This is a genomic window from Kosakonia sp. SOY2, assembly GCF_027109175.1.
Taxonomy (GTDB): domain Bacteria; phylum Pseudomonadota; class Gammaproteobacteria; order Enterobacterales; family Enterobacteriaceae; genus Kosakonia.
Map to the genome: position 1 here is coordinate 249528 of NZ_JAPVXH010000001.1, position 21207 is coordinate 270734.

Sequence of the window (21207 nt, forward strand, 5' to 3'; positions counted from 1 at the left end):
CATGGGCTTTACGGTTATTTAATAAACAGTGATTGACTATAGTTGCGCCATTGAGGTAAAAAACAGCGTTTCATTCAACGAATGGATCAGGCACAATGCCCGGCCATTAATATTTTCCGATGTCGTGAAATGATTTTGCGGTGAAAGTATTAATGATTCTGGTTAACAAAAGCGGTGCAATATGCAAGTTTTTATCATGCGTCACGGCGACGCTGCCCTCGATGCAGCCAGTGACTCGGTTCGTCCATTAACCCCTTGTGGCTGTGACGAAACCCGTCTGATGGCAACATGGTTGAAAGGCCAAAAAGTGGATATTGAACGTGTTCTGGTCAGCCCTTTTTTACGTGCTGAACAGACGCTGGATAAGGTAGGGGAGTGTATGAACCTGCCTGACAACGTGGATGTCCTGCCGGAACTGACGCCCTGCGGCGATATCGGCCTGGTTAGTGCCTATTTGCAGGCGCTGGCAAACGAAGGTACTTCCGCCGTGCTGGTGATTTCTCACCTGCCGCTGGTCGGATACCTGGTGTCCGAACTCTGCCCGGGTGAAGCGCCGCCGATGTTTACCACCTCCGCCATCGCCAGCGTTACGCTGGATGAAGACGGTAAAGGTGTCTTTAACTGGCAAATGAGTCCCTGCAACCTGAAGATGCCAAAAGCTATCTGATTCGCCGGACCATGAAAGATAAAGAGCCGCATTGCGCGGCTCTTGTCGTTTCTGCGCTTCAGGGCAACTCCGGCGGCTGCCACTCTTCCACTTCTATAAGCACCAGTATCGCCGCATCGCCGCCATACTCTTTCGGGGCCTGGTGAAACGCCATCACATGCGGGTGCTGCGCCAGCCACAGCGGTGTCTGCTGCTTGAGAATATGTTTACCGTGGCCGTGCATCACGCAGGCGCAAAACACATGTTCGCGACGACAGGCGGCAATCAACGCCCCCAGTTCCTGTTTCGCCTGAAGCTGGGTTAAACCGTGCAGATCAAGAAACAGCTCCGGGGCATAATCGCCACGGCGGATCTTTTTCAGCTCAAAATGGCTGACATCGTCGCGCACATATTTTACCGGGCCTTCGGTGTTTAACAGCGGCTGGAACTCATCAGAAAAATAGTGGCTGTTATCGGCCTGCTCCTGCAACAACCGTTTCTCCGGCACTTCAGTGATTTTTTTTCGTGCCGGGCGATGAACCACGGTGTCCTGCTTTATCTGGCGTGTACCGGTCATCAGTTGCCGGAACAGCGCCTGTTCCTCCTCGCTAAGCGATGGTTTCTTTTTCATCTGCGCATCTCATCTTTTCTTTTTTTCAGTGTACCCGACTCATTGCGCCAGCGGTGCAGCAAAATGCATTTTTACCCCGCGCAGGTGCGTGAGAATGCTGATTTATCGCCGTCTTCGTGGCAAACTAGCCGCCGAATTTAATGCGAGCATGCGCCTGGGGGATACCATGGATAAAATTTTCGTCGACGAAGCAGTGAACGAGCTGCACACCATTCAGGACATGTTGCGCTGGTCGGTAAGCCGATTTAGCGCCGCCAATATCTGGTACGGACACGGCACCGACAACCCGTGGGACGAAGCGGTGCAACTGGTGTTGCCAACACTCTACCTGCCGCTGGATATCCCGGAAGATATGCGCACCGCGCGCCTGACCTCCAGCGAGCGTCACCGCATTGTTGAGCGCGTGATCCGCCGTGTTAATGAGCGTATTCCGGTGGCTTATCTCACCAATAAAGCCTGGTTTTGCGGCCACGAATTTTATGTTGATGAGCGCGTACTAGTGCCGCGTTCGCCAATTGGCGAGCTGATTAACAACCACTTTGCGGGTCTTATCGATGAACCGCCGAAGCATATTCTTGATATGTGTACCGGTAGCGGCTGTATCGCGATTGCCTGTGCTTATGCCTTCCCGGAAGCGGAAGTGGACGCCGTCGATATCTCCACGGACGCGCTGGCGGTAACCGAACACAATATCGAAGAGCACGGGCTTATTCATCACGTGACGCCAATCCGCTCCGACGTTTTCCGCGACTTGCCGAAAGTGCAGTACGACCTGATTGTGACCAACCCGCCGTACGTTGACGAAGAAGATATGGCAGATCTGCCTTCCGAGTATCGCCACGAGCCAGTACTTGGCCTGGCCTCCGGCAGCGATGGCCTGAAACTGACGCGCCGCATCCTCGCCTGCGCACCGGATTACCTCTCTGACAACGGCATCCTGATTTGTGAAGTGGGTAACAGCATGGTACATCTGATGGAACAATATCCGGACGTACCGTTTACCTGGCTGGAGTTTGATAACGGCGGGGACGGCGTCTTTATGTTGACCAAAGCGCAGCTTATCGCCGCTCGCGAACACTTCAGCATCTATAAAGATTAAAACGACGCTCAACACAGACAACGACAACGGAGCCGTGATGGCAGGAAACACAATTGGACAACTCTTTCGCGTAACCACCTTCGGCGAATCGCATGGCCTGGCGCTCGGCTGTATTGTCGACGGCGTGCCGCCGGGCATTCCGCTGACCGAGGCGGATCTGCAACACGATCTGGACAGACGCCGCCCGGGGACATCTCGCTACACCACCCAGCGCCGCGAGCCGGATCAGGTGAAAATTCTCTCCGGTGTGTTTGAAGGCGTGACCACCGGCACCAGTATTGGTCTGCTGATTGAAAATACCGATCAGCGTTCGCAGGATTATGGCGCGATTAAAGATCTGTTCCGTCCGGGACATGCGGATTACACCTACGAGCAAAAATATGGCGTGCGCGACTATCGCGGCGGTGGCCGTTCTTCCGCCCGTGAAACGGCGATGCGCGTGGCGGCTGGCGCTATTGCTAAAAAATACCTGGCGCAGAAATTTGGCATTGTTATTCGTGGTTGCCTGACGCAGATGGGCGACATCCCGCTGGCGATTAAAGCGTGGGAGCAGGTGGAGCAGAACCCATTTTTCTGCCCGGACCCCGATAAAATTGACGCACTGGATGAGCTGATGCGCGGCCTGAAAAAAGAGGGCGATTCCATTGGCGCGAAAGTGACCGTTGTCGCTGATGGCGTACCGGCAGGTCTTGGCGAGCCGGTGTTTGACCGCCTTGATGCGGATATTGCCCATGCGCTGATGAGCATTAACGCGGTGAAAGGCGTTGAAATTGGCGATGGCTTTGAGGTGGTAAAACTGCGCGGCAGCGAAAACCGCGACGAAATCACCAAACAGGGTTTTCAGAGCAACCACGCGGGCGGCATTTTGGGCGGTATCAGCAGCGGCCAGCAAATTGTCGCCACTATTGCGCTGAAACCCACCTCAAGCATTACCGTGCCCGGTAAGACGATCAACCGCTTTGGCGATGAGGTCGAAATGATCACCAAAGGTCGTCACGATCCGTGTGTTGGCATTCGCGCCGTACCGATCGCTGAAGCGATGCTGGCAATTGTCTTGATGGATCACTTCCTGCGTCAGCGCGCGCAAAATGCTGATGTAATAACCGATATTCCACGCTGGTAACCATGAAAAAAACGGCAATCGCCCTGTTTGCCCTGCTGGTGAGCGCAACTGCCATGGCGGCGACGCCATGGCAAAAACTGACCCATCCCATCGCCGGTAGCCCCCAATCTATCGGCGCGTTTTCCAATGGTTGCATCGTTGGCGCGCATGAGCTGCCGCTGCAATCGGATCACTACCAGGTGATGCGCACCGATCAACGGCGCTATTTCGGCCATCCGGATCTGGTGTTATTCATTCAGCGCTTCAGCACTCAGGTGTACAACCTCGGGCTCGGTACGGTGCTGGTAGGCGATATGGGAATGCCAGCCGGTGGGCGCTTTAACGGCGGTCACGCCAGCCACCAGTCGGGGCTGGATGTTGATATCTTCCTGCAGCTTCCGAAAACGCGCTGGAGCGCGGCGCAATTGCTCAAACCGCAGGCGCTGGATCTGGTTTCCAGCGATGGCAAACAGGTGGTGCCCGCGCTGTGGAAGCCGGAAATCAGCAGCATGATTAAGCTGGCGGCAGAGGATAACGAGGTGACGCGTATCTTCGTTAACCCGGCTATCAAGCAGCAGCTTTGCCTGGATGCGGGTAGCGATCGTGACTGGCTGCGCAAAGTGCGCCCGTGGTTCCAGCATCGCGCGCATATGCATGTGCGCCTGCGCTGCCCGGCGGACAGCCTGGAGTGCCAGGATCAACCGCTGCCGCCGCCAGGCGATGGTTGCGGCGCGGAATTGCAAAGCTGGTTTGAACCGGCGAAGCCGGGTAGTTCAACGCCTGAGAAAAAGACGCCGCCGCCGTTGCCGCCGTCCTGTCAGGCTTTACTGGATGAACACGCACTCTGATGGAACTCTTTCAACAACTGTTTATGGTGTCACCGCTGCTGCTGGTGACGCTTTTTTTTGTCGCGCTGCTGGCCGGGTTTATTGACGCGCTGGCGGGCGGTGGTGGGCTGCTAACCGTTCCGGCGCTGATGGCGGCGGGCATGTCACCGGCGCAGGCGCTGGCGACCAACAAATTGCAGGCCTGCGGCGGTTCGCTTTCGGCATCGCTCTATTTTATTCGCCGCAAAGTGGTGAATCTCGCCGATCAGAAGCTCAATATTTTGATGACCTTTATCGGCTCCACCACCGGTGCGCTGCTGGTGCAACATGTGCAATCCGATGTGCTGCGCCAGATCCTGCCAATTTTAGTTATCTGTATTGGCCTCTATTTCCTGCTGATGCCAGGGCTGGGCGAAGAGGATCGTCAGCGCCGCTTGTACGGTCTGCCTTTCGCGCTGGTTTCTGGCGGCTGTGTTGGTTTCTATGACGGTTTCTTCGGCCCGGGCGCAGGCTCGTTTTACGCCCTGGCGTTTGTCACACTTGCGGGTTTTAACCTGGCAAAATCGACCGCTCATGCCAAAGTGCTGAATGCCACCTCCAACGTCGGCGGGCTGCTGCTATTTATTATTGGCGGCAAAGTGGTGTGGGGCACCGGTTTTGTTATGCTGGCCGGGCAATTTCTCGGCGCGCGCATGGGTTCGCGTCTGGTGCTCAGCAAAGGGCAAAAGCTCATTCGTCCGATGATTGTGATTGTCTCGGCGGTGATGAGCGCCAAACTTCTCTATGACAGTCACGGGCAGGAGATCCTCCAGTATCTGGGGGTGAATGTATGACGCATCACTATCAACAGTTAATTGATATTTTCGACGGCTGTTTTGCCGACGATTTTAATACCCGTCTGATTAAAGGCGACGACGAACCGATCTATCTTCCTGCTGATGCGGATGTTCCTTATAACCGCATTGTCTTTGCCCACGGCTTTTATGCCAGCGCGTTACATGAAATTTCGCACTGGTGCATTGCGGGAGCCGAGCGGCGCAAGCTGGTGGATTTTGGTTACTGGTACTGCCCGGACGGCCGCGATGCGGCGACGCAGGGGAAATTCGAAGATGTTGAAGTCAAACCGCAGGCGTTTGACTGGTTGTTCTGCGTGGCGGCAGGTTTCCCGTTTAACGTCAGTTGCGACAATCTGGAAGGCGATTTCGAACCCGATCGCATCGTGTTCCAGCGCCGTGTACATGCACAGGTGATGGCGTATCTGGAGCAGGGCATTCCTGCACGTCCGGCGCGTTTTATTAAAGCACTACAGGATTATTACCAGACGCCGCCCTTAGCGGCAGCACAGTTTCCGTGGCCGGAAGACCTGTAAGGCCATTTTTTAAAATGAGGAAGAGAGATGATCGCGGAGTTTGAATCACGCATTCTGGCGTTAATAGATAACATGGTGGACCACGCCAGTGATGATGAGCTGTTCGCGGGCGGTTATCTGCGCGGCCACCTGACATTGGCGGTGGCGGAGCTGGAGAGCGGCGATGACCATGCGCCCGAAACCCTGTATGGCAAAGTGACCACCAGTGTGCAAACCGCTATTCAGGCGGGGGAATTATCGCCGCGCGATCAGGCGCTGGTGCTCGGCATGTGGGAAAACCTGTATCAGCAGGCGAAAGCGCACTAAGCCGTTCTTTCCCTCTCCATTCAGGAGAGGGAAAACGTCCACTTCATTTCACCGCTTTACCCTTCAATAACTTTCTGACCCATAAACGATTCGGGTTCATTGCCGCCAGCGTTTCACCGTCCAGCGGGATCGGTTCATTGCTCATTTGTGATGCCAGGATTTCTGCCGCCAGCGGCGCGCTGCAAAGACCTCGTGAACCGAGCGCTCCCAGCATAAACAGGCCGTCATAGACGGGCGCGCTGACGGCTGTTTCGCTGTGTTCTGCGAGGCTCGCATAGGCGCTAAGCGTTGCGTCGTAATCCGCCACGTTGCCAACCATCGGCAGGTGATCGCGCGTGGCGCAGCGCACGCCGCAGCGCGCCTCGCCCGCGCTGACGTCCACCGTTTTGGCCCATGAAGCCTGCGGGAAGCAGTCGAGCAACCGCTGGCGGTTCTGCTGCTGATCGGCTTCGCTGTAGGCGGTTTCCTGCTGACCTCTATGATAACTGGCGCCAATGCAGTGCTGCTGATTGTGCGGGTTTTGCGGCGTCAGATAGCCGTCATAACACAGCACCTGGCGCAACGGGCTGAGCTGAGGCGTGGTGGGAATATGGCTGACCTGGCCTGCCACCGGATACACCGGCAGTTTTTCCGTTTGCGCAAAGTGGTGAATGCGGTGCCCGTTAGCCAGCACCACGGCGGCATGCTGGCGTAACTCGCCGCCTTTGATATGCAACTGCCAGTAATTATCGCCAGCCGTTAATTGCTCGACATCATACCCATAGTGCACCTGCAAACCCTGTTCACAAGCCAGCGCGATGGCGGCCGCCGTGAGCTGCGCCGGGCAAAGCCAGCCGCCTGCCGGGTAAGTGATACCACCGCAGCCGGTTTCCACGCCGCAGAGCGCATCGACCTCATTAGCCTCAACGCGCCTGGCGAGTTCCGGGGGCAGATCCAGCGTCAGCATCTGTTCGATTTTATGCTGGCTTTTATCATCCCAGCCGAGTTGTGTCACGCCGCACCACTGATGGTCGAATTCAACAGGAAGCGCGTCGTACACGCGGCGGGCAAAGGTAAAAGCCGCCGGGAAGAAACGCGCCAGCGCCGGATCGTGCGCGCTGAGCAAAGGATAGAGTGCGCCCTGGCGGTTGCCGGATGCGCCTTCGGCAGGAGCCTCATCGGCGCAATACAGCGTGACTTGCCAGCCGCGACGCAGCAACGCCAGCGACAACAGTGCGCTGGCTACCCCGCCGCCAATTAGCGCCACTTCGCGCTTCTCTGTGCTGCTGCGGGCAAACCACGGCGCACGAACCGCTGGCATTTGCGGGTTCTCCATCACCCCGGTGAGCATTTCGCGTTTGCGGCCAAAACCTTTGCTTTTGCGCATGGTAAAACCCGCCTCTTGCAGACCGCGCCGGACGAAACCCGCCGAGGTAAAAGTCGCCAGCGTACCGCCAGGCCTTGCAAGACGCGCCATCGCCTGAAACAGATTGGGTGTCCACATGTCCGGGTTTTTGGCGGGCGCAAACCCGTCAAGGAACCAGGCATCGACGCTCTGGTTGAGCGAATCATCCAGCGTATCGGTCAGTTCGTTGATATCACCGAACCACAAATCGAGCGTCACACGACCGCCATCCAGCAACAGGCGGTGGCAACCGGCAAAGGGCAGCGGCCACTGTGCTTGTAGCTGTTCTGCCCAGTTCGCCAGTTCCGGCCAGTGGGCGTGCGCTTTGCGCAGATCGTCGCGGGTGAGCGGAAATTTTTCAAAACTGATGAAATGTAATCTTTCCAGGGTAGCGTCGGGGTTAACTGCGCGAAAGGCCGCAAACGCCTGCCAGAGGGTAAGGAAGTTCAGACCGGTGCCGAAACCGCTCTCCGCCACCACAAACAGCGGGCGCGGGTGGTCAGGAAAACGCTGTTCAAGACGGTTGCCGCCGAGAAAAACATAACGAGTCTCTTCCAGCCCGTTATCATTAGAGAAGTAGACATCGTCAAAATCTCGGGAAACAGGTGTACCCTCAGCGTTGAATTCCAGGTTGGCGGATTGTATAGCGGTTTGTTTCACGTAAGTTACTCGTCCATCAAGCAGTGTCACGATCTTAACGAGGGACAAAGAAAGGCGCAAATTTCCTCAGAAATTGTCTGATCGGACTTGTTCGGCGTACAAGTGTACGCTATCTTGCGACACGAAACTTAATTAGTGCGACTTTAGGGGTATTGAATGAAACGTGCAGTGATTACTGGCCTGGGCATCGTTTCCAGCATTGGTAACAACCAGCAGGAAGTCCTGGCATCCCTGCGTGAAGGACGCTCAGGGATCACATTCTCTCAGGAATTCAAAGATTCCGGCATGCGCAGCCACGTATGGGGTAACGTTAAACTGGACACCACTGGTTTGATTGACCGTAAAGTGGTTCGTTTCATGAACGATGCCTCTATCTATTCCTATCTCTCCATGCAGCAGGCGATTGAAGATGCCGGCCTGAAAGACGAGGTTTACCAGAACAACCCGCGCGTGGGCCTGATTGCAGGTTCTGGCGGTTCGTCTAAATCTCAGGTTTTCGGTGCTGATGCAATGCGCAGCCCGCGTGGTCTGAAAGCGGTTGGCCCGTATGTGGTCACCAAAGCGATGGCGTCTGCGGTTTCAGCGTGCCTCGCAACACCGTTTAAAATTCACGGCGTGAACTACTCCATCAGCTCCGCATGTGCCACTTCCGCACACTGTATCGGTAACGCGGTAGAGCAGATCCAACTGGGCAAACAGGACATCGTTTTTGCCGGCGGCGGCGAAGAGCTGTGCTGGGAAATGGCCTGCGAGTTCGACGCAATGGGCGCGCTCTCTACCAAATACAATGAAACGCCGGAAAAAGCGTCCCGTACTTACGATAAAAACCGTGACGGTTTCGTTATCGCAGGCGGCGGCGGTATGGTGGTGGTTGAAGAGCTGGAGCACGCGCTGGCGCGCGGCGCGCACATTTATGCGGAGATCGTTGGCTACGGCGCGACCTCCGATGGCGCAGACATGGTAGCGCCGTCAGGCGAAGGCGCAGTGCGCTGCATGAAGATGGCGATGCACGGTGTTGATACGCCGATCGATTATCTGAACTCCCACGGGACTTCCACGCCGGTTGGCGATGTGAAAGAACTGGGCGCTATCCGCGAAGTGTTCGGCAACAACAGCCCGGCGATTTCCGCGACTAAAGCGATGACCGGTCACTCTCTGGGTGCGGCTGGCGTTCAGGAAGCGATCTACTCTCTGCTGATGCTGGAACACGGCTTTATCGCCCCGAGCATTAACGTGGAAGAGCTGGATGAGCAGGCTGAAGGCCTGAACATTGTCACTAAACCGATGGATGCCACGCTGACTACCGTGATGTCTAACAGCTTCGGTTTTGGCGGCACCAACGCCACTCTGGTGATGCGCAAACTGAAATAAGTTTGTCTTACCGCGAGAAGGGGAGCCTGAGGCTCCCTTTTTTATTGCCAGCGTTAAACCTTCTTCTGCGGGGCAGCAACGGGCTTTTGCTCTGTCTTGATTGTCGTTGAAGTGAGATCTTACCGATCTGGCAGAGGCTGTTTTTACGATTTCTGTCATGCGCTCTGGCGGCGAAAACAATTCCGCTTTTATTGCGGGGATTTTTATGCGTTGACAACCCGCTACGGTGACAGGCAAACTCCACCCGCAACATTATCCCCACGATAATGCGTAAGCGTTTAACGTTAACCAACGCGCCTTAATCCTGAAACTCAGGTAGAGGGGGCGTGGTACTTCCAAATCCCGCCTTACTCTGCGTTATGGAGTAATGCATGTCTGCAGAATCACAATCTGTTCATTCTTCTTCAGCGAATGTCTCGCTGTTTCGCATCGCTTTCGCGGTGTTTCTTACCTATATGACCGTTGGGCTGCCGCTACCGGTGATCCCGCTGTTTGTTCACCAGCAACTCGGCTACGGCAACACGATGGTCGGTATCGCGGTCGGAATTCAGTTTCTTGCTACCGTCTTAACGCGCGGCTACGCCGGGCGGCTGGCGGATCAGTTCGGCGCTAAACGCTCAGCGTTGCAGGGAATGTTTGCCTGCGCGCTGGCGGGTGTGGCGTGGCTTCTCGCGGCGTTATTGCCGGTTGAACCGCTGGCGAAATTCGCGTTGCTGGTGGTGGGGCGTTTAATTCTCGGCTTTGGCGAAAGCCAGTTACTTACCGGAACGCTGACCTGGGGTATGGGGCTGGTTGGCCCGGCGCGTTCCGGCAAAGTGATGTCGTGGAACGGGATGGCGATTTATGGCGCGCTGGCGGCAGGTGCGCCGCTGGGGTTATTGATTCACAGCCAGTTTGGTTTTGCGGCGCTTGCTGCGACCACTATCGCGTTACCGTTTGTTGCCTGGGCGTTTAACGGCAGCGTGCGCAAAGTCCCGGCACATTCGGGTGAGCGTCCCTCTTTGTGGAGTGTGGTTGGGCTTATCTGGCAGCCGGGCCTTGGTCTGGCATTGCAGGGCGTCGGCTTTGCGGTCATCGGTACCTTTGTTTCGCTCTATTTCGCCAGCAACGGCTGGGCAATGGCGGGCTTTACGTTGACCGCCTTTGGCGGTGCGTTTGTGCTGATGCGTATTCTGTTTGGCTGGATGCCGGACCGTTTTGGCGGCGTGCGGGTGGCGATAGCCTCGCTGATAGTTGAAACCGTGGGGCTGTTGCTGCTGTGGCAGGCGCACGACGCGTGGACGGCGCTGCTTGGCGCGGCGCTAACCGGCTGCGGTTGTTCACTGATTTTCCCGGCGCTCGGTGTGGAAGTGGTGAAACGCGTGCCGCCGCAGGTACGCGGTACGGCGCTTGGCGGTTATGCCGCGTTTCAGGACATCTCGTATGCCGTCCGGCCCGCTGACCGGCCTGCTGGCAACCTCGCTCGGCTATCCGTCGGTGTTCCTCGCCGGGGCTATCTCGGCAGTGACCGGCATTATCGTGACGTTAATCGCTTTCCGCTCCCGTAAATAGCGCAGAAAACCACAGCAATAAAACTCTTTGCAACCGGTTTCACAAAACAAGCCCGCGATGATGTCATGTCATCGCGGGCTTGTTTATCCTTTGTTCACCATTGAGCGAAAGGAGAGAGATATGTCCGGGTTTAAAGCGGATTTTTTATGGGGTGGTGCTGTTGCCGCGCATCAGCTGGAAGGCGGCTGGCAGGAAGGCGGTAAAGGCGTGAGTGTTGCCGATGTAATGACCGCTGGCGCGCACGGCGTACCGCGTGAGATTACCGACGGCGTGCTGCCCGGTAAAAATTATCCCAACCATGATGCCATCGATTTTTACCATCGCTACAAAGACGACATTAAGCTGTTTGCCGAGCTGGGTTTTAAATGTTTTCGCACCTCCATTGCCTGGACGCGTATTTTCCCGAAAGGCGACGAGCTGGAGCCAAACGAAGCCGGGCTGCAATTCTATGACAATCTGTTCGACGAATGCCTGAAGTACAATATTGAGCCGGTGATTACCCTGTCTCATTTCGAAATGCCTTATCACCTCGTCACCGAATATGGCGGCTGGCGTAACCGTAAACTCATCGACTTCTTTGTCCGCTTCGCTAATGCCGTTTTCACCCGCTACCGCAGCAAGGTGAAATACTGGATGACATTTAACGAAATCAATAACCAGGCCAACTACCACGAAGATTTCGCGCCCTTTACTAACTCCGGCGTGAAGTACCAGCCTGGTGAAGATCGGGAAGTGATTATGTATCAGGCGGCGCACTATGAGCTGGTGGCGAGTGCGCTGGCGGTAGAGGCCGGACATAAAATCAACCCGGATTTTAAAATTGGCTGCATGATCGCCATGTGTCCGATCTACCCGTTAACCTGTGCGCCGGACGACATGATGATGTCGGTGGTGGCGATGCATCGCCGCTACTGGTTTACCGATGTGCATGTGCGCGGTTATTACCCGCAGCATCTGCTCAACTACTTCGCTCGCCGTGGTTTCAAACTCGATATTACCGACGAGGATTTGCAAATCCTCACGCATGGCCGCGTCGACTATATTGGCTTCAGTTACTACATGTCTTTCGTGACCAAAGCGAAAGAAGATAACCCGCAGCTGGATTACGACGAAACCAAGAGCCTCGTGCCGAACCCGTATGTCAAAGCGTCAGACTGGGGCTGGCAAATCGACCCGGTTGGCCTGCGTTACTCCCTGAACTACTTCTACGACATGTATCAGTTGCCGCTGTTTGTGGTGGAAAACGGCTTTGGCGCGATTGATAAGCCTGAAAGCGACGGCGTGGTCAATGATCAGTACCGTATTGACTATATGCGTAACCACATCAGGGAAATGAAAAAAGCGGTGGTGGAGGATGGCGTTGATTTAATGGGCTACACGCCGTGGGGCTGTATCGATCTGGTCTCGGCGGGCACCGGCGAAATGAAAAAACGTTACGGCTTAATCTACGTCGATAAAGACAACGACGGCAACGGTACGCTGGCGCGCAGTCGCAAGAAATCGTTCTGGTGGTATCAGGACGTGATCAAACATAACGGTGACAATCTGTAAAAGCGAATCCCCTCCAGCGGAGGGGATTTTTTTAACTGAGCAGCCAGAAAAGAAACGCCACGATCAGCAGGGCGATAAAGAAGAAACCCGGACGGGTGGAGATCGCTTTTACCGTCTCTACAATCGGTGCCACGAAGGGGCTGTAAATCGGCTGAATATCACGCACCTCAATCATCCCCGACGCCCGTTCTGTGCGGCGCAAGAACACATGGTTCAGAATATCCTGTACCTGCGCGGTGGTTAACACCGTCTGCGGCGTCGCTTGCCATGTCTGCTGCGCGTACTCGGTGATACTGCGCATCTCGTTATTATCCAGCGGCTGCTTCAGCACCGTCTGGATAACATGCAGCGTTGGCGCGGGATGCGTGCTCAATGTCTGACGCGCCTGTAGCCAGGTCATCAGCGGCGTAAAATGTTTTGCCGGGATCAGTTCGCCGCTTTTCACGCCGGACAGCTCCAGCATCGATTGCCAGATAAGTTTGCCCGATTCACCGGTAGCTGCGGTCAGTTTGATAACCGCCTGGTTGAGCGAGTTATGCTCCGCGGGCAGCAGCGGGCGCTCGGTGGAAGGGCGCTGTTGCGGCTGCGGAATCGTGATCTGGTTGTTTTGCAGCATCGTCAGCACCGTTTTCAACTGCTGCGGTGTCAGCTGGCTTAGCGCCGTCTGCCCGAACTGCTGGCGAATAAAATCACTCACCGCCTGGCGATTATTCCCCTGGCTTAACAGCTCCGTCAGCTGTGAAACCATCTGGCGAGTTGTGTGGTTCTGCGTTGCCGTCTCTACGCGCTGGTTGAGGTTCTGTTCCGCCGCCGGAAAATGGCGGGAAAGCAGCGGCGTGTCGTTCTTCAGCCCTAAATCATGCTTAACGCCCGCCCAGACTTCCGCGCTCTGCTGTTGGGTCAGCGCAATCAGGCGAATAACCAGACGCTCGAGCACAGTGCGCTGCATCGTGGATAACGGTTGCTCGCCGATATTATTGGCGGCTGGAGCTGGCTCTTGCCCGGGAGGGCGCGCGGGGGCACCCTGAATGGGTTGAATCATGGTTTCCTCTTACTCTCGCGTGGCGGTGGCGGCATTGCGGGTATGCCCGGCCGCGAGATTATGGCACACTTGCGCGCTCAACTCCCGTTCTCAAACAGGTACTGAAGCGTGAAAATCCTTGTTGATGAAAATATGCCTTACGCCCGCGATCTTTTTAGTCGCCTTGGCGAGGTAAAAGCGGTTCCCGGTCGCCCGATTCCCGTGGCGGAACTGGCTGATGCGGACGCTTTAATGGTGCGCTCTGTCACGAAGGTGAATGACGGTTTATTACAGGGCACGGGGATCAAATTTGTCGGCACGGCGACGGCAGGCACTGACCATGTTGATGAGGCATTTTTGCAACAGGCGGGGATTGCCTTTTCCGCCGCGTCAGGCTGCAACGCGATTGCGGTCGTCGAATATGTTTTCTCCTCGTTGTTGATGCTGGCGGAGCGCGACGGCTTTGCGTTACAGGATCGCACCGTTGGTATCGTAGGTGTCGGCAATGTGGGCGGTCGCCTGCAGGCGCGACTGGAAGCGTTCGGTGTTCGTACATTGCTATGCGATCCGCCGCGCGCCGATCGTGGCGACGACGGGGATTTCCGCAGCCTGGACGAGCTGGTGCGCGAAGCCGATGTGCTGACATTCCATACGCCGCTGTTTAAAGAGGGGCCGTATAAAACGCTGCACCTGGCGGATGATGCGCTGCTTTCGCGCCTGCAGCCTGGCACTATTCTGATAAATGCCTGCCGCGGGCCGGTAGTGGATAACGCCGCGCTGTTACAACGTTTGCAGGCCGGGCAGGCGCTGAGCGTAGTGCTGGACGTGTGGGAGCCGGAGCCGGATCTGAATGTCGATTTGCTTAACCTTGTCGATATCGGGACGGCGCATATCGCCGGTTACACCCTTGAAGGCAAAGCGCGCGGCACCACGCAGGTGTTTGAAGCCTTTAGCGATTTTCTCGGCAAGCGCCAGCAAGTGGCGCTCGACACGCTGCTGCCCGCACCGGAATTTGGCCGCATTACGCTGCATGGCCCGCTTGATCAGTCAACGCTAAAAAGGCTGGTGCATTTGGTGTATGATGTGCGCCGCGACGATGCGCTGCTGCGAAAAGTAGCGGGCACGCCGGGTGAGTTTGACAAGCTGCGCAAAAATTACCTTGAGCGCCGTGAATGGTCATCGCTGTACGTGCAGTGCGATGACGCCAGCGCCGCCGCGCTGCTGCAACAGCTTGGTTTCAACGCCACGCATAACCCGGCACGTTAATGTCATCTTAATGCTCCCTGCCGAATAGTGCGGCGGGGACGCTTTTTTTCCTGGAGTAAATCACCATGTCTGAAGGCTGGAATATTGCCGTTCTCGGCGCCACGGGCGCTGTCGGAGAAGCCTTGCTCGAAACGTTAGCGGAGCGCCAGTTCCCGGTTGGCGAAGTGTATGCGCTGGCCAGAAGCGAAAGTGCGGGTGAAAACCTGCGTTTTGCCGGTAAAACCGTGCGTGTGGAAGATGCCGCCGGGTTTGACTGGACGCAGGCGCAACTGGCCTTTTTCGTCGCGGGAGCACAGGCTTCGGCGACCTATATTGAAGAGGCGACCAACGCGGGTTGTCTGGTGATCGACACCAGCGGTCTGTTTGCTCTGGAACCGGATGTGCCGCTGGTGATGCCGGATGTTAACCCGTTCGTACTGGCGGATTACCGTAATCGCAACATTATTGCCGTGCCGGATAGCCTCACCAGCCAGTTGCTGGCGGCGCTAAAACCGCTGATTGATGAAGGTGGTTTATCACGCGTGAGCGTAACGTGCTTGCTGTCCGTTTCCCGTAACGGCAAGCAGGCGGTGGACGCGCTGGCCGGGCAGAGCGCTAAGCTGCTGAACGGTATCCCGATTGATGAAGACGACTATTTTGGCCGCCAGTTAGCGTTCAACATGCTGCCGCTGCTGTCAGACAGCGAAGGTAGCGTGCGTGAAGAGCGGGTTATCATCGATCAGATGCGCAAAATTTTGCAGGACGAAGGGCTGATGATCTCCGCTAATTGCGTACAGTCGCCGGTCTTTTACGGCCATGCACAGATGGTGAGTTTTGAAGCGATTCGTCCGCTGGCGGCGGAAGAGGCGCGTGACGCGTTCAGCCGTTTTGAAGATATCGCGCTCTCTGACGCGGGAGATTTCCCGACCCAGGTCGGCGATGCCTCGGGCCAGGCGCACCTTTCTGTCGGTTGCGTGCGTAACGATTACGGTATGCCGGAGCAGGTGCAGTTCTGGTCGGTTGCCGATAACGTACGTTTTGGCGGTGCGCTGATGGCGGTGAAAATCGCGGAAAAATTGGTTCAGGAGTATCTGTACTGATGCAGGACGAGCTGAAAGCGCCGGTCTACAAAATTGCGCTTGGCATTGAGTATGACGGCAGCAAGTATTACGGCTGGCAGCGTCAGCAGGAAGTACGTAGCGTGCAGGAGAAGCTGGAGAAAGCGCTCTCGCAGGTGGCTAACGAGCCCATTAACGTGTTCTGCGCCGGGCGTACCGACGCAGGCGTACATGCGACCGGCCAGGTGGTGCATTTTGAAACCACGGCGCTGCGCAAAGACGCGGCCTGGACGCTGGGTGTAAATGCGAATTTGCCTGGTGACATCGCGGTACGTTGGGTCAAAGATGTGCCGGATGATTTTCATGCGCGTTTTAGCGCCACGGCTCGCCGTTACCGCTACGTCATCTACAATCATCGTTTGCGCCCGGCGGTGCTCGGTCACGGTGTGACGCACTATCACCAGCCGCTGGACGCGGAGCGCATGCACCGTGCGGCGCAGTGTCTGCTCGGTGAAAACGACTTTACCTCGTTTCGCGCGGTGCAGTGTCAGTCGCGCACACCGTGGCGCAACCTGATGCATATCAACGTCAGTCGTTACGGTGCTTATATTGTGGTCGATATCAAAGCCAATGCCTTTGTACATCATATGGTCAGGAATATTGTCGGCAGCCTGATGGAAGTAGGCGCCCACAACCAGCCGGAGAGCTGGATAGCAGAGTTGCTGGCGGTAAGGGACAGAACGCTGGCGGCAGCAACGGCGAAAGCGGAAGGGCTCTATCTGGTGTCGGTGGATTATCCCGCGCGCTTTGAGCTTCCCGCTGCGCCAATGGGCCCGCTGTTCCTGGCGGACTAGTCGCAATTTAAAAAGGCATAACCAGACATGGACTTAATACACTTCCTTATTGATTTCATCCTGCATATTGATGTGCATCTGGCGGAGCTGGTAGCGCAATACGGCGTCTGGGTTTACGCCATCCTGTTCCTGATCCTGTTTTGCGAAACCGGCCTGGTGGTGACCCCGTTTTTGCCGGGCGACTCGCTGCTGTTTGTCGCCGGTGCGCTGGCATCGCTTGGCACCAACGATCTGAATGTCCATATGATGGTGGTGCTGATGTTGGTCGCCGCGATTGCGGGCGATGCGGTGAACTACACCATTGGGCGTCTGTTCGGCGAGCGTTTATTCAGTAATCCGGATTCAAAGATTTTCCGTCGCAGCTATCTCGATAAAACGCATCAGTTTTATGAGAAGCACGGGGGTAAAACGATTATTCTGGCGCGTTTTGTACCGATCGTGCGCACTTTTGCGCCTTTTGTTGCGGGCATGGGGCATATGTCCTATCGCCACTTCGCGCTGTTCAACGTGGCCGGCGCGCTGCTGTGGGTGTTACTGTTCACCTACGCAGGCTATTTCTTTGGCACCATTCCGGCGATTCAGGAGAATCTTAAGCTGCTGATTGTGGGAATTATCGTGGTGTCTATACTTCCCGGAGTGTTTGAAGTTATTCGTCACCGTCGCGCCGCGTCGCGACAGGCAAAATAAGAAGTCAGTGGCGGTTCGACCACTTTTTTATCCCAAGTTGCGAACCGTTATGTTTTAATGTGCACCATTTATGGGCTACCAGGTTCATGTATAAAGGTTATCAATGAGCTGGATTGAAAGAATTAAGAGCAACATTACCCCCACCCGTAAGGCGAGCATTCCTGAAGGCGTGTGGACAAAATGCGACAGCTGCGGCCAGGTGCTGTATCGCGCCGAGCTGGAGCGTAACCTTGAGGTCTGCCCGAAATGTGACCACCACATGCGGATGTCAGCGCGTAATCGCCTGCATAGCCTGCTGGATGAAGGTTCACTGGTAGAACTGGGTAGCGAACTTGAGCCGAAAGATGTGCTGAAGTTCCGCGACTCCAAAAAATACAAAGACCGTCTGGCGACAGCGCAGAAGGAAACCGGCGAGAAAGACGCGCTGGTGGTGATGAAAGGCACGCTGCACGGCATGCCGGTTGTGGCCGCGGCGTTTGAGTTCGCCTTTATGGGCGGCTCCATGGGTTCGGTTGTCGGCGCGCGTTTTGTGCGTGCGGTCGAGCAGGCGCTGGAAGACAACTGCCCGCTTATCTGCTTCTCCGCTTCCGGCGGTGCGCGTATGCAGGAAGCGCTGATGTCCCTGATGCAGATGGCGAAAACCTCTGCCGCGCTGGCGAAAATGCAGGAGCGCGGTCTGCCGTATATTTCCGTGCTGACCGACCCGACCATGGGTGGCGTTTCTGCAAGCTTCGCGATGCTGGGCGATCTGAACATCGCTGAACCGAAGGCGTTGATTGGTTTTGCCGGTCCGCGTGTTATCGAGCAGACCGTGCGTGAAAAACTGCCGCCGGGCTTCCAGCGCAGCGAGTTCCTGATCGAAAAAGGCGCAATCGATATGATTATCCGCCGTCCGGAACTGCGCCTGAAGCTGGCGCGTATTCTGGCGAAGCTGATGAATCTGCCGTCGCCGGAACCGGAAGATACGCTGACGGGCACGGTGATGCCGTCACCGACCGATCAGGAAGGCGAAGCCTGATAATACCGAAGGGCAGAGCCAACAGGCTCTGCCCTTTTGCTTTTCAAACCGTACATTATTAACGGGCATCATGGACACAAAACGCATTCCGCAAGCCACGTCGCCCCTGGCCGCGTGGCTTTCTTATCTGGAAAACCTGCACAGTAAAACCATCGATTTGGGCCTTGAGCGCGTAAGCCAGGTGGCGGCGCGTCTTGATGTGCTCCGTCCCGCGCCGTTTGTCTTTACCGTTGCCGGAACCAATGGCAAAGGCACGACCTGCCGCACCCTGGAATCTATCCTGCTGGCTGCGGGTTATCGCGTCGGCGTTTACAGTTCGCCACATCTGGTGCGTTACACCGAACGCGTGCGCGTACAGGGCGATGAGCTGCCCGAGAGCGCACATACTCATTCTTTTGCCGAAATTGAAGCGGTGCGTGGCGATATTTCGCTGAGTTACTTTGAATACGGCACCCTGTCGGCGCTGTGGCTGTTTAAACAGGCGCAGCTCGATGTGGTGATCCTCGAAGTCGGCCTTGGTGGTCGCCTGGATGCGACCAATCTGGTCGATGCCGATGTCGCCGTTGTCACCAGCATTGCGCTTGATCATACCGACTGGCTGGGGCCGGATCGTGAAAGTATTGGCCGCGAAAAAGCGGGGATCTTCCGCGCCGGGAAACCGGCGGTGGTGGGCGAACCGGACATGCCGTACACCATTGCCGGGGTGGCGCAGGAAAAAGGCGCGCACCTGCTGCGTCGCGGCGTGGACTGGCAGTATGAGGTGGGCACTGATAGCTGGTGTTTTCGCGATGCGCAGGGCGAGCTGAACGGATTGCCGCTACCGCAGGTGCCTCAGCCGAATGCCGCAACGGCTGTAGCCGCGCTGCGTGCCAGCAAGCTGGCGGTGAACGAGCAGGCTATCCGCGACGGTATCGCCGGGGCGATTTTACCCGGACGCTTCCAGATTGTGAGCGAGTCGCCGCGTCTCATCCTCGATGTCGCGCATAATCCTCACGCGGCAGGCTATCTTGCCGGGCGTCTTTCCGCACTACCGAAAACCGGGCGCGTGCTGGCGGTGATTGGCATGCTGCATGATAAAGACATCGCTGGAACGCTTGCCTGTCTGGAGCCGGTGGTCGATAGCTGGTATTGTGCCCCTCTGGAAGGGCCGCGCGGTGCGACAGCGGAACAACTGCTGGAACATCTGCAAACCGGTCGTGCATGGCCGGATGTCGCGCAGGCCTGGCAGGCGGCAATGGCGGACGCCGACGCCTGCGATACGGTGCTGGTGTGTGGCTCGTTCCACACGGTGGCGCATGTCATGGAAGCGATGGAAAAAGCGGGGAGAACCGGTGGCAAGTAAGTTTCAGAACCGTTTGATGGGTACCATTGTGCTGGTCGCGCTCGGGGTGATTATTCTCCCCGGGCTGCTCGACGGGCAGAAAAAGCATTACCAGGATGAATTCGCGGCAATTCCGCTGGTGCCGAAACCCGGCGATCGCGATGAGCCCGATATGATGCCTGCGGCAACGCAAGCGTTACCGGCGCAGCCGCCGGAAGGGGCTGCGGAGGAGGTGCGCGCCGGGAACGCGGCAGCGCCATCGCTGGATCCGTCGCGCCTGGCGGTGAACGGCAGCCCGGACCCGGAAGTGAGCAGTACGCCGGCAGAACAGCCAAAGCCAAAACCGGTCGAGAAGCCGCAGCCAAAACCGCAACCGCAGCAGCAGGCGCAACCGCCAGCCGCGCGTGAGCAGCAGACGGCGGCCAGCGACGCGCCGGTGAAAGCGCAGGAAGATAAATCCGCGCCGACCGGTAAAGCGTATGTGGTGCAGCTGGGCGCGCTGAAAAACGCCGATAAAGTGAATGAAGTGGTGGGCAAATTACGTGGCGCGGGGTATCGCGTTTACACGTCGCCGACAACGCCGGTTCAGGGTAAAATCACCCGCATTCTGGTGGGACCGGATGCATCACGGGACAAGCTAAAAGATTCGCTTGGCGAGCTTAAACAGATCTCGGGTTTAAGCGGCGTCGTTATGAACTATAGCGCGAATTAATGACCCAACCTTGCCTCACTTGTTGAGGTAAGCGGGCGAGGGAAGCCAGTAATTACTACGCCCGAAGAGGCCAAAGTTCCGATGGCGTTGAATATTTTTTCAGCGCCATTTTTATTTCCGCGCGGGAAGGAAATCCCTACGCAAACGTTTTCTTTTTCTGTTAGAATGCGCCCCGAACTGGACGACAGGGCGTAAAATCGTGGGACACATATGGTCTGGATTGATTACGCCATCATTGCGGTGATTGGTTTTTCTTGTCTGGTAAGCCTGATCCGCGGCTTTGTTCGTGAAGCGTTATCGCTGGTGACATGGGGCTGTGCTTTCTTTGTCGCCAGTCATTACTACACTTACCTGTCTGTCTGGTTCACGGGCTTTGAAGACGAACTGGTGCGCAATGGCATCGCCATCGCGGTCCTGTTTATCGCGACGCTGATTGTTGGCGCTATCGTTAACTATGTGATCGGTGCGCTGGTGGAGAAAACCGGCCTGTCGGGTACTGACAGGGTGTTGGGGATCTGTTTTGGCGCGCTACGCGGCGTGCTGATCGTCGCCGCCATTCTGTTCTTTCTGGATACCTTTACAGGCCTGTCGAAAAGTGACGACTGGCAGAAGTCGCAGCTTATCCCGCAATTCAGCTTCATCATCAGATGGTTCTTTGACTATCTGCAAAGCTCGTCGAGTTTCTTGCCCAGGGCATAAGCCCTGAGATGTGGCTTAGAGTTTGGTGTATTAGGCTATTTTACTCGCCATTTTGAACCTGGGCAGTGCTCACAATCCTCGCGTACTACGTGTAC

Annotated in this window: 20 protein-coding genes and 1 pseudogene; 18 read left to right on the forward strand and 3 right to left on the reverse strand. The window is 56.4% G+C overall.

All coding sequences use genetic code 11. The annotated features are described in order from the left end of the window. Window positions 1-181 precede the first annotated feature (181 nt). Window positions 182-667 (forward strand): phosphohistidine phosphatase SixA, encoded by a 486-nt coding sequence (gene sixA, locus O3S68_RS01165; protein WP_020454575.1) that lies wholly within the window; start codon window positions 182-184, stop codon window positions 665-667. 58 nt (window positions 668-725) lie between these two features. Here sixA and smrB read toward each other — a convergent pair whose 3' ends face one another. After that, complete coding sequence (gene smrB, locus O3S68_RS01170; protein WP_045513070.1) at window positions 726-1277, reverse strand: endonuclease SmrB; 552 nt, start codon at window positions 1275-1277, stop codon at window positions 726-728. Window positions 1278-1443: 166 nt separating this feature from the next. Here smrB and prmB point away from each other — a divergent pair, with 166 nt between their 5' ends. From prmB to O3S68_RS01200, 6 genes are read left to right on the forward strand one after another with little or no spacing between them, the layout of a single operon-like run. Next, window positions 1444-2376 (forward strand): 50S ribosomal protein L3 N(5)-glutamine methyltransferase, encoded by a 933-nt coding sequence (gene prmB / locus O3S68_RS01175; protein WP_269231645.1) that lies wholly within the window; start codon window positions 1444-1446, stop codon window positions 2374-2376. Window positions 2377-2413: 37 nt separating this feature from the next. Next, on the forward strand, window positions 2414-3499 hold the full coding sequence (gene aroC, locus O3S68_RS01180; RefSeq protein ID WP_160269323.1) for a chorismate synthase: 1086 nt from the start codon (window positions 2414-2416) through the stop codon (window positions 3497-3499). A 2-nt stretch (window positions 3500-3501) separates the two neighbouring features. Continuing rightward, the gene (gene mepA, locus O3S68_RS01185) at window positions 3502-4326 is read left to right on the forward strand and encodes a penicillin-insensitive murein endopeptidase (protein WP_045513066.1); all 825 of its coding nucleotides are present in this window, start codon (window positions 3502-3504) and stop codon (window positions 4324-4326) included. Further along, window positions 4326-5138 (forward strand): sulfite exporter TauE/SafE family protein, encoded by an 813-nt coding sequence (locus O3S68_RS01190; protein WP_020454570.1) that lies wholly within the window; start codon window positions 4326-4328, stop codon window positions 5136-5138. The genes mepA and O3S68_RS01190 overlap by 1 nt, the downstream gene beginning before the upstream one ends. Continuing rightward, on the forward strand, window positions 5135-5674 hold the full coding sequence (locus O3S68_RS01195; RefSeq protein ID WP_020454569.1) for an elongation factor P hydroxylase: 540 nt from the start codon (window positions 5135-5137) through the stop codon (window positions 5672-5674). The genes O3S68_RS01190 and O3S68_RS01195 overlap by 4 nt, the downstream gene beginning before the upstream one ends. Window positions 5675-5701: 27 nt before the next feature. Continuing rightward, window positions 5702-5980 carry a YfcL family protein gene (locus tag O3S68_RS01200; RefSeq protein ID WP_020454568.1) on the forward strand — a complete coding sequence of 93 codons (279 nt, stop codon included), beginning with the start codon at window positions 5702-5704 and terminating at the stop codon, window positions 5978-5980. Between the two features lie 43 nt (window positions 5981-6023). Here O3S68_RS01200 and mnmC read toward each other — a convergent pair whose 3' ends face one another. Beyond that, window positions 6024-8024 carry a bifunctional tRNA (5-methylaminomethyl-2-thiouridine)(34)-methyltransferase MnmD/FAD-dependent 5-carboxymethylaminomethyl-2-thiouridine(34) oxidoreductase MnmC gene (gene mnmC / locus O3S68_RS01205; protein ID WP_269230632.1) on the reverse strand — a complete coding sequence of 667 codons (2001 nt, stop codon included), beginning with the start codon at window positions 8022-8024 and terminating at the stop codon, window positions 6024-6026. Between the two features lie 156 nt (window positions 8025-8180). Between mnmC and fabB the strand changes: the two genes are divergently transcribed. From fabB to O3S68_RS01220, 3 genes and pseudogenes are all read left to right on the forward strand, one after another. After that, window positions 8181-9395, forward strand: a complete 1215-nt coding sequence (fabB, locus tag O3S68_RS01210; protein ID WP_020454566.1) for a beta-ketoacyl-ACP synthase I — start codon at window positions 8181-8183, stop codon at window positions 9393-9395. A 371-nt stretch (window positions 9396-9766) separates the two neighbouring features. Then, a pseudogene (locus O3S68_RS01215) lies at window positions 9767-10946 on the forward strand (MFS transporter). 120 nt (window positions 10947-11066) lie between these two features. Continuing rightward, entirely contained in the window at window positions 11067-12497 is a 1431-nt protein-coding gene (locus tag O3S68_RS01220; protein WP_269230633.1) for a 6-phospho-beta-glucosidase, read from the forward strand. A gap of 31 nt (window positions 12498-12528) precedes the next feature. On the opposite strand, the gene flk is transcribed toward O3S68_RS01220, so the two are convergent. Next, entirely contained in the window at window positions 12529-13536 is a 1008-nt protein-coding gene (gene flk / locus O3S68_RS01225; protein WP_072051661.1) for a flagella biosynthesis regulator Flk, read from the reverse strand. Window positions 13537-13647: 111 nt separating this feature from the next. Between flk and pdxB the strand changes: the two genes are divergently transcribed. From pdxB to cvpA, 8 genes are all read left to right on the forward strand, one after another. Continuing rightward, the gene (pdxB, locus tag O3S68_RS01230) at window positions 13648-14784 is read left to right on the forward strand and encodes a 4-phosphoerythronate dehydrogenase PdxB (RefSeq protein ID WP_269230634.1); all 1137 of its coding nucleotides are present in this window, start codon (window positions 13648-13650) and stop codon (window positions 14782-14784) included. A 65-nt stretch (window positions 14785-14849) separates the two neighbouring features. Then, window positions 14850-15863 carry an aspartate-semialdehyde dehydrogenase gene (locus O3S68_RS01235; RefSeq protein WP_020454561.1) on the forward strand — a complete coding sequence of 338 codons (1014 nt, stop codon included), beginning with the start codon at window positions 14850-14852 and terminating at the stop codon, window positions 15861-15863. Further along, window positions 15863-16675: a tRNA pseudouridine(38-40) synthase TruA gene (gene truA, locus O3S68_RS01240; protein WP_131406794.1), complete on the forward strand. Its 813-nt coding sequence runs from the start codon at window positions 15863-15865 to the stop codon at window positions 16673-16675. The genes O3S68_RS01235 and truA overlap by 1 nt, the downstream gene beginning before the upstream one ends. Window positions 16676-16702: 27 nt before the next feature. Further along, window positions 16703-17362 carry a DedA family protein gene (locus O3S68_RS01245; RefSeq protein ID WP_020454559.1) on the forward strand — a complete coding sequence of 220 codons (660 nt, stop codon included), beginning with the start codon at window positions 16703-16705 and terminating at the stop codon, window positions 17360-17362. 103 nt (window positions 17363-17465) lie between these two features. Then, the gene (accD, locus tag O3S68_RS01250) at window positions 17466-18380 is read left to right on the forward strand and encodes an acetyl-CoA carboxylase, carboxyltransferase subunit beta (protein ID WP_020454558.1); all 915 of its coding nucleotides are present in this window, start codon (window positions 17466-17468) and stop codon (window positions 18378-18380) included. A 70-nt stretch (window positions 18381-18450) separates the two neighbouring features. After that, window positions 18451-19722, forward strand: a complete 1272-nt coding sequence (gene folC, locus O3S68_RS01255) for a bifunctional tetrahydrofolate synthase/dihydrofolate synthase (RefSeq protein ID WP_160269337.1) — start codon at window positions 18451-18453, stop codon at window positions 19720-19722. Further along, complete coding sequence (gene dedD / locus O3S68_RS01260; protein ID WP_020454556.1) at window positions 19712-20413, forward strand: cell division protein DedD; 702 nt, start codon at window positions 19712-19714, stop codon at window positions 20411-20413. The genes folC and dedD overlap by 11 nt, the downstream gene beginning before the upstream one ends. A gap of 210 nt (window positions 20414-20623) precedes the next feature. Continuing rightward, window positions 20624-21112: a colicin V production protein gene (gene cvpA, locus O3S68_RS01265; protein ID WP_020454555.1), complete on the forward strand. Its 489-nt coding sequence runs from the start codon at window positions 20624-20626 to the stop codon at window positions 21110-21112. The last annotated feature ends 95 nt before the right edge of the window (window positions 21113-21207 follow it).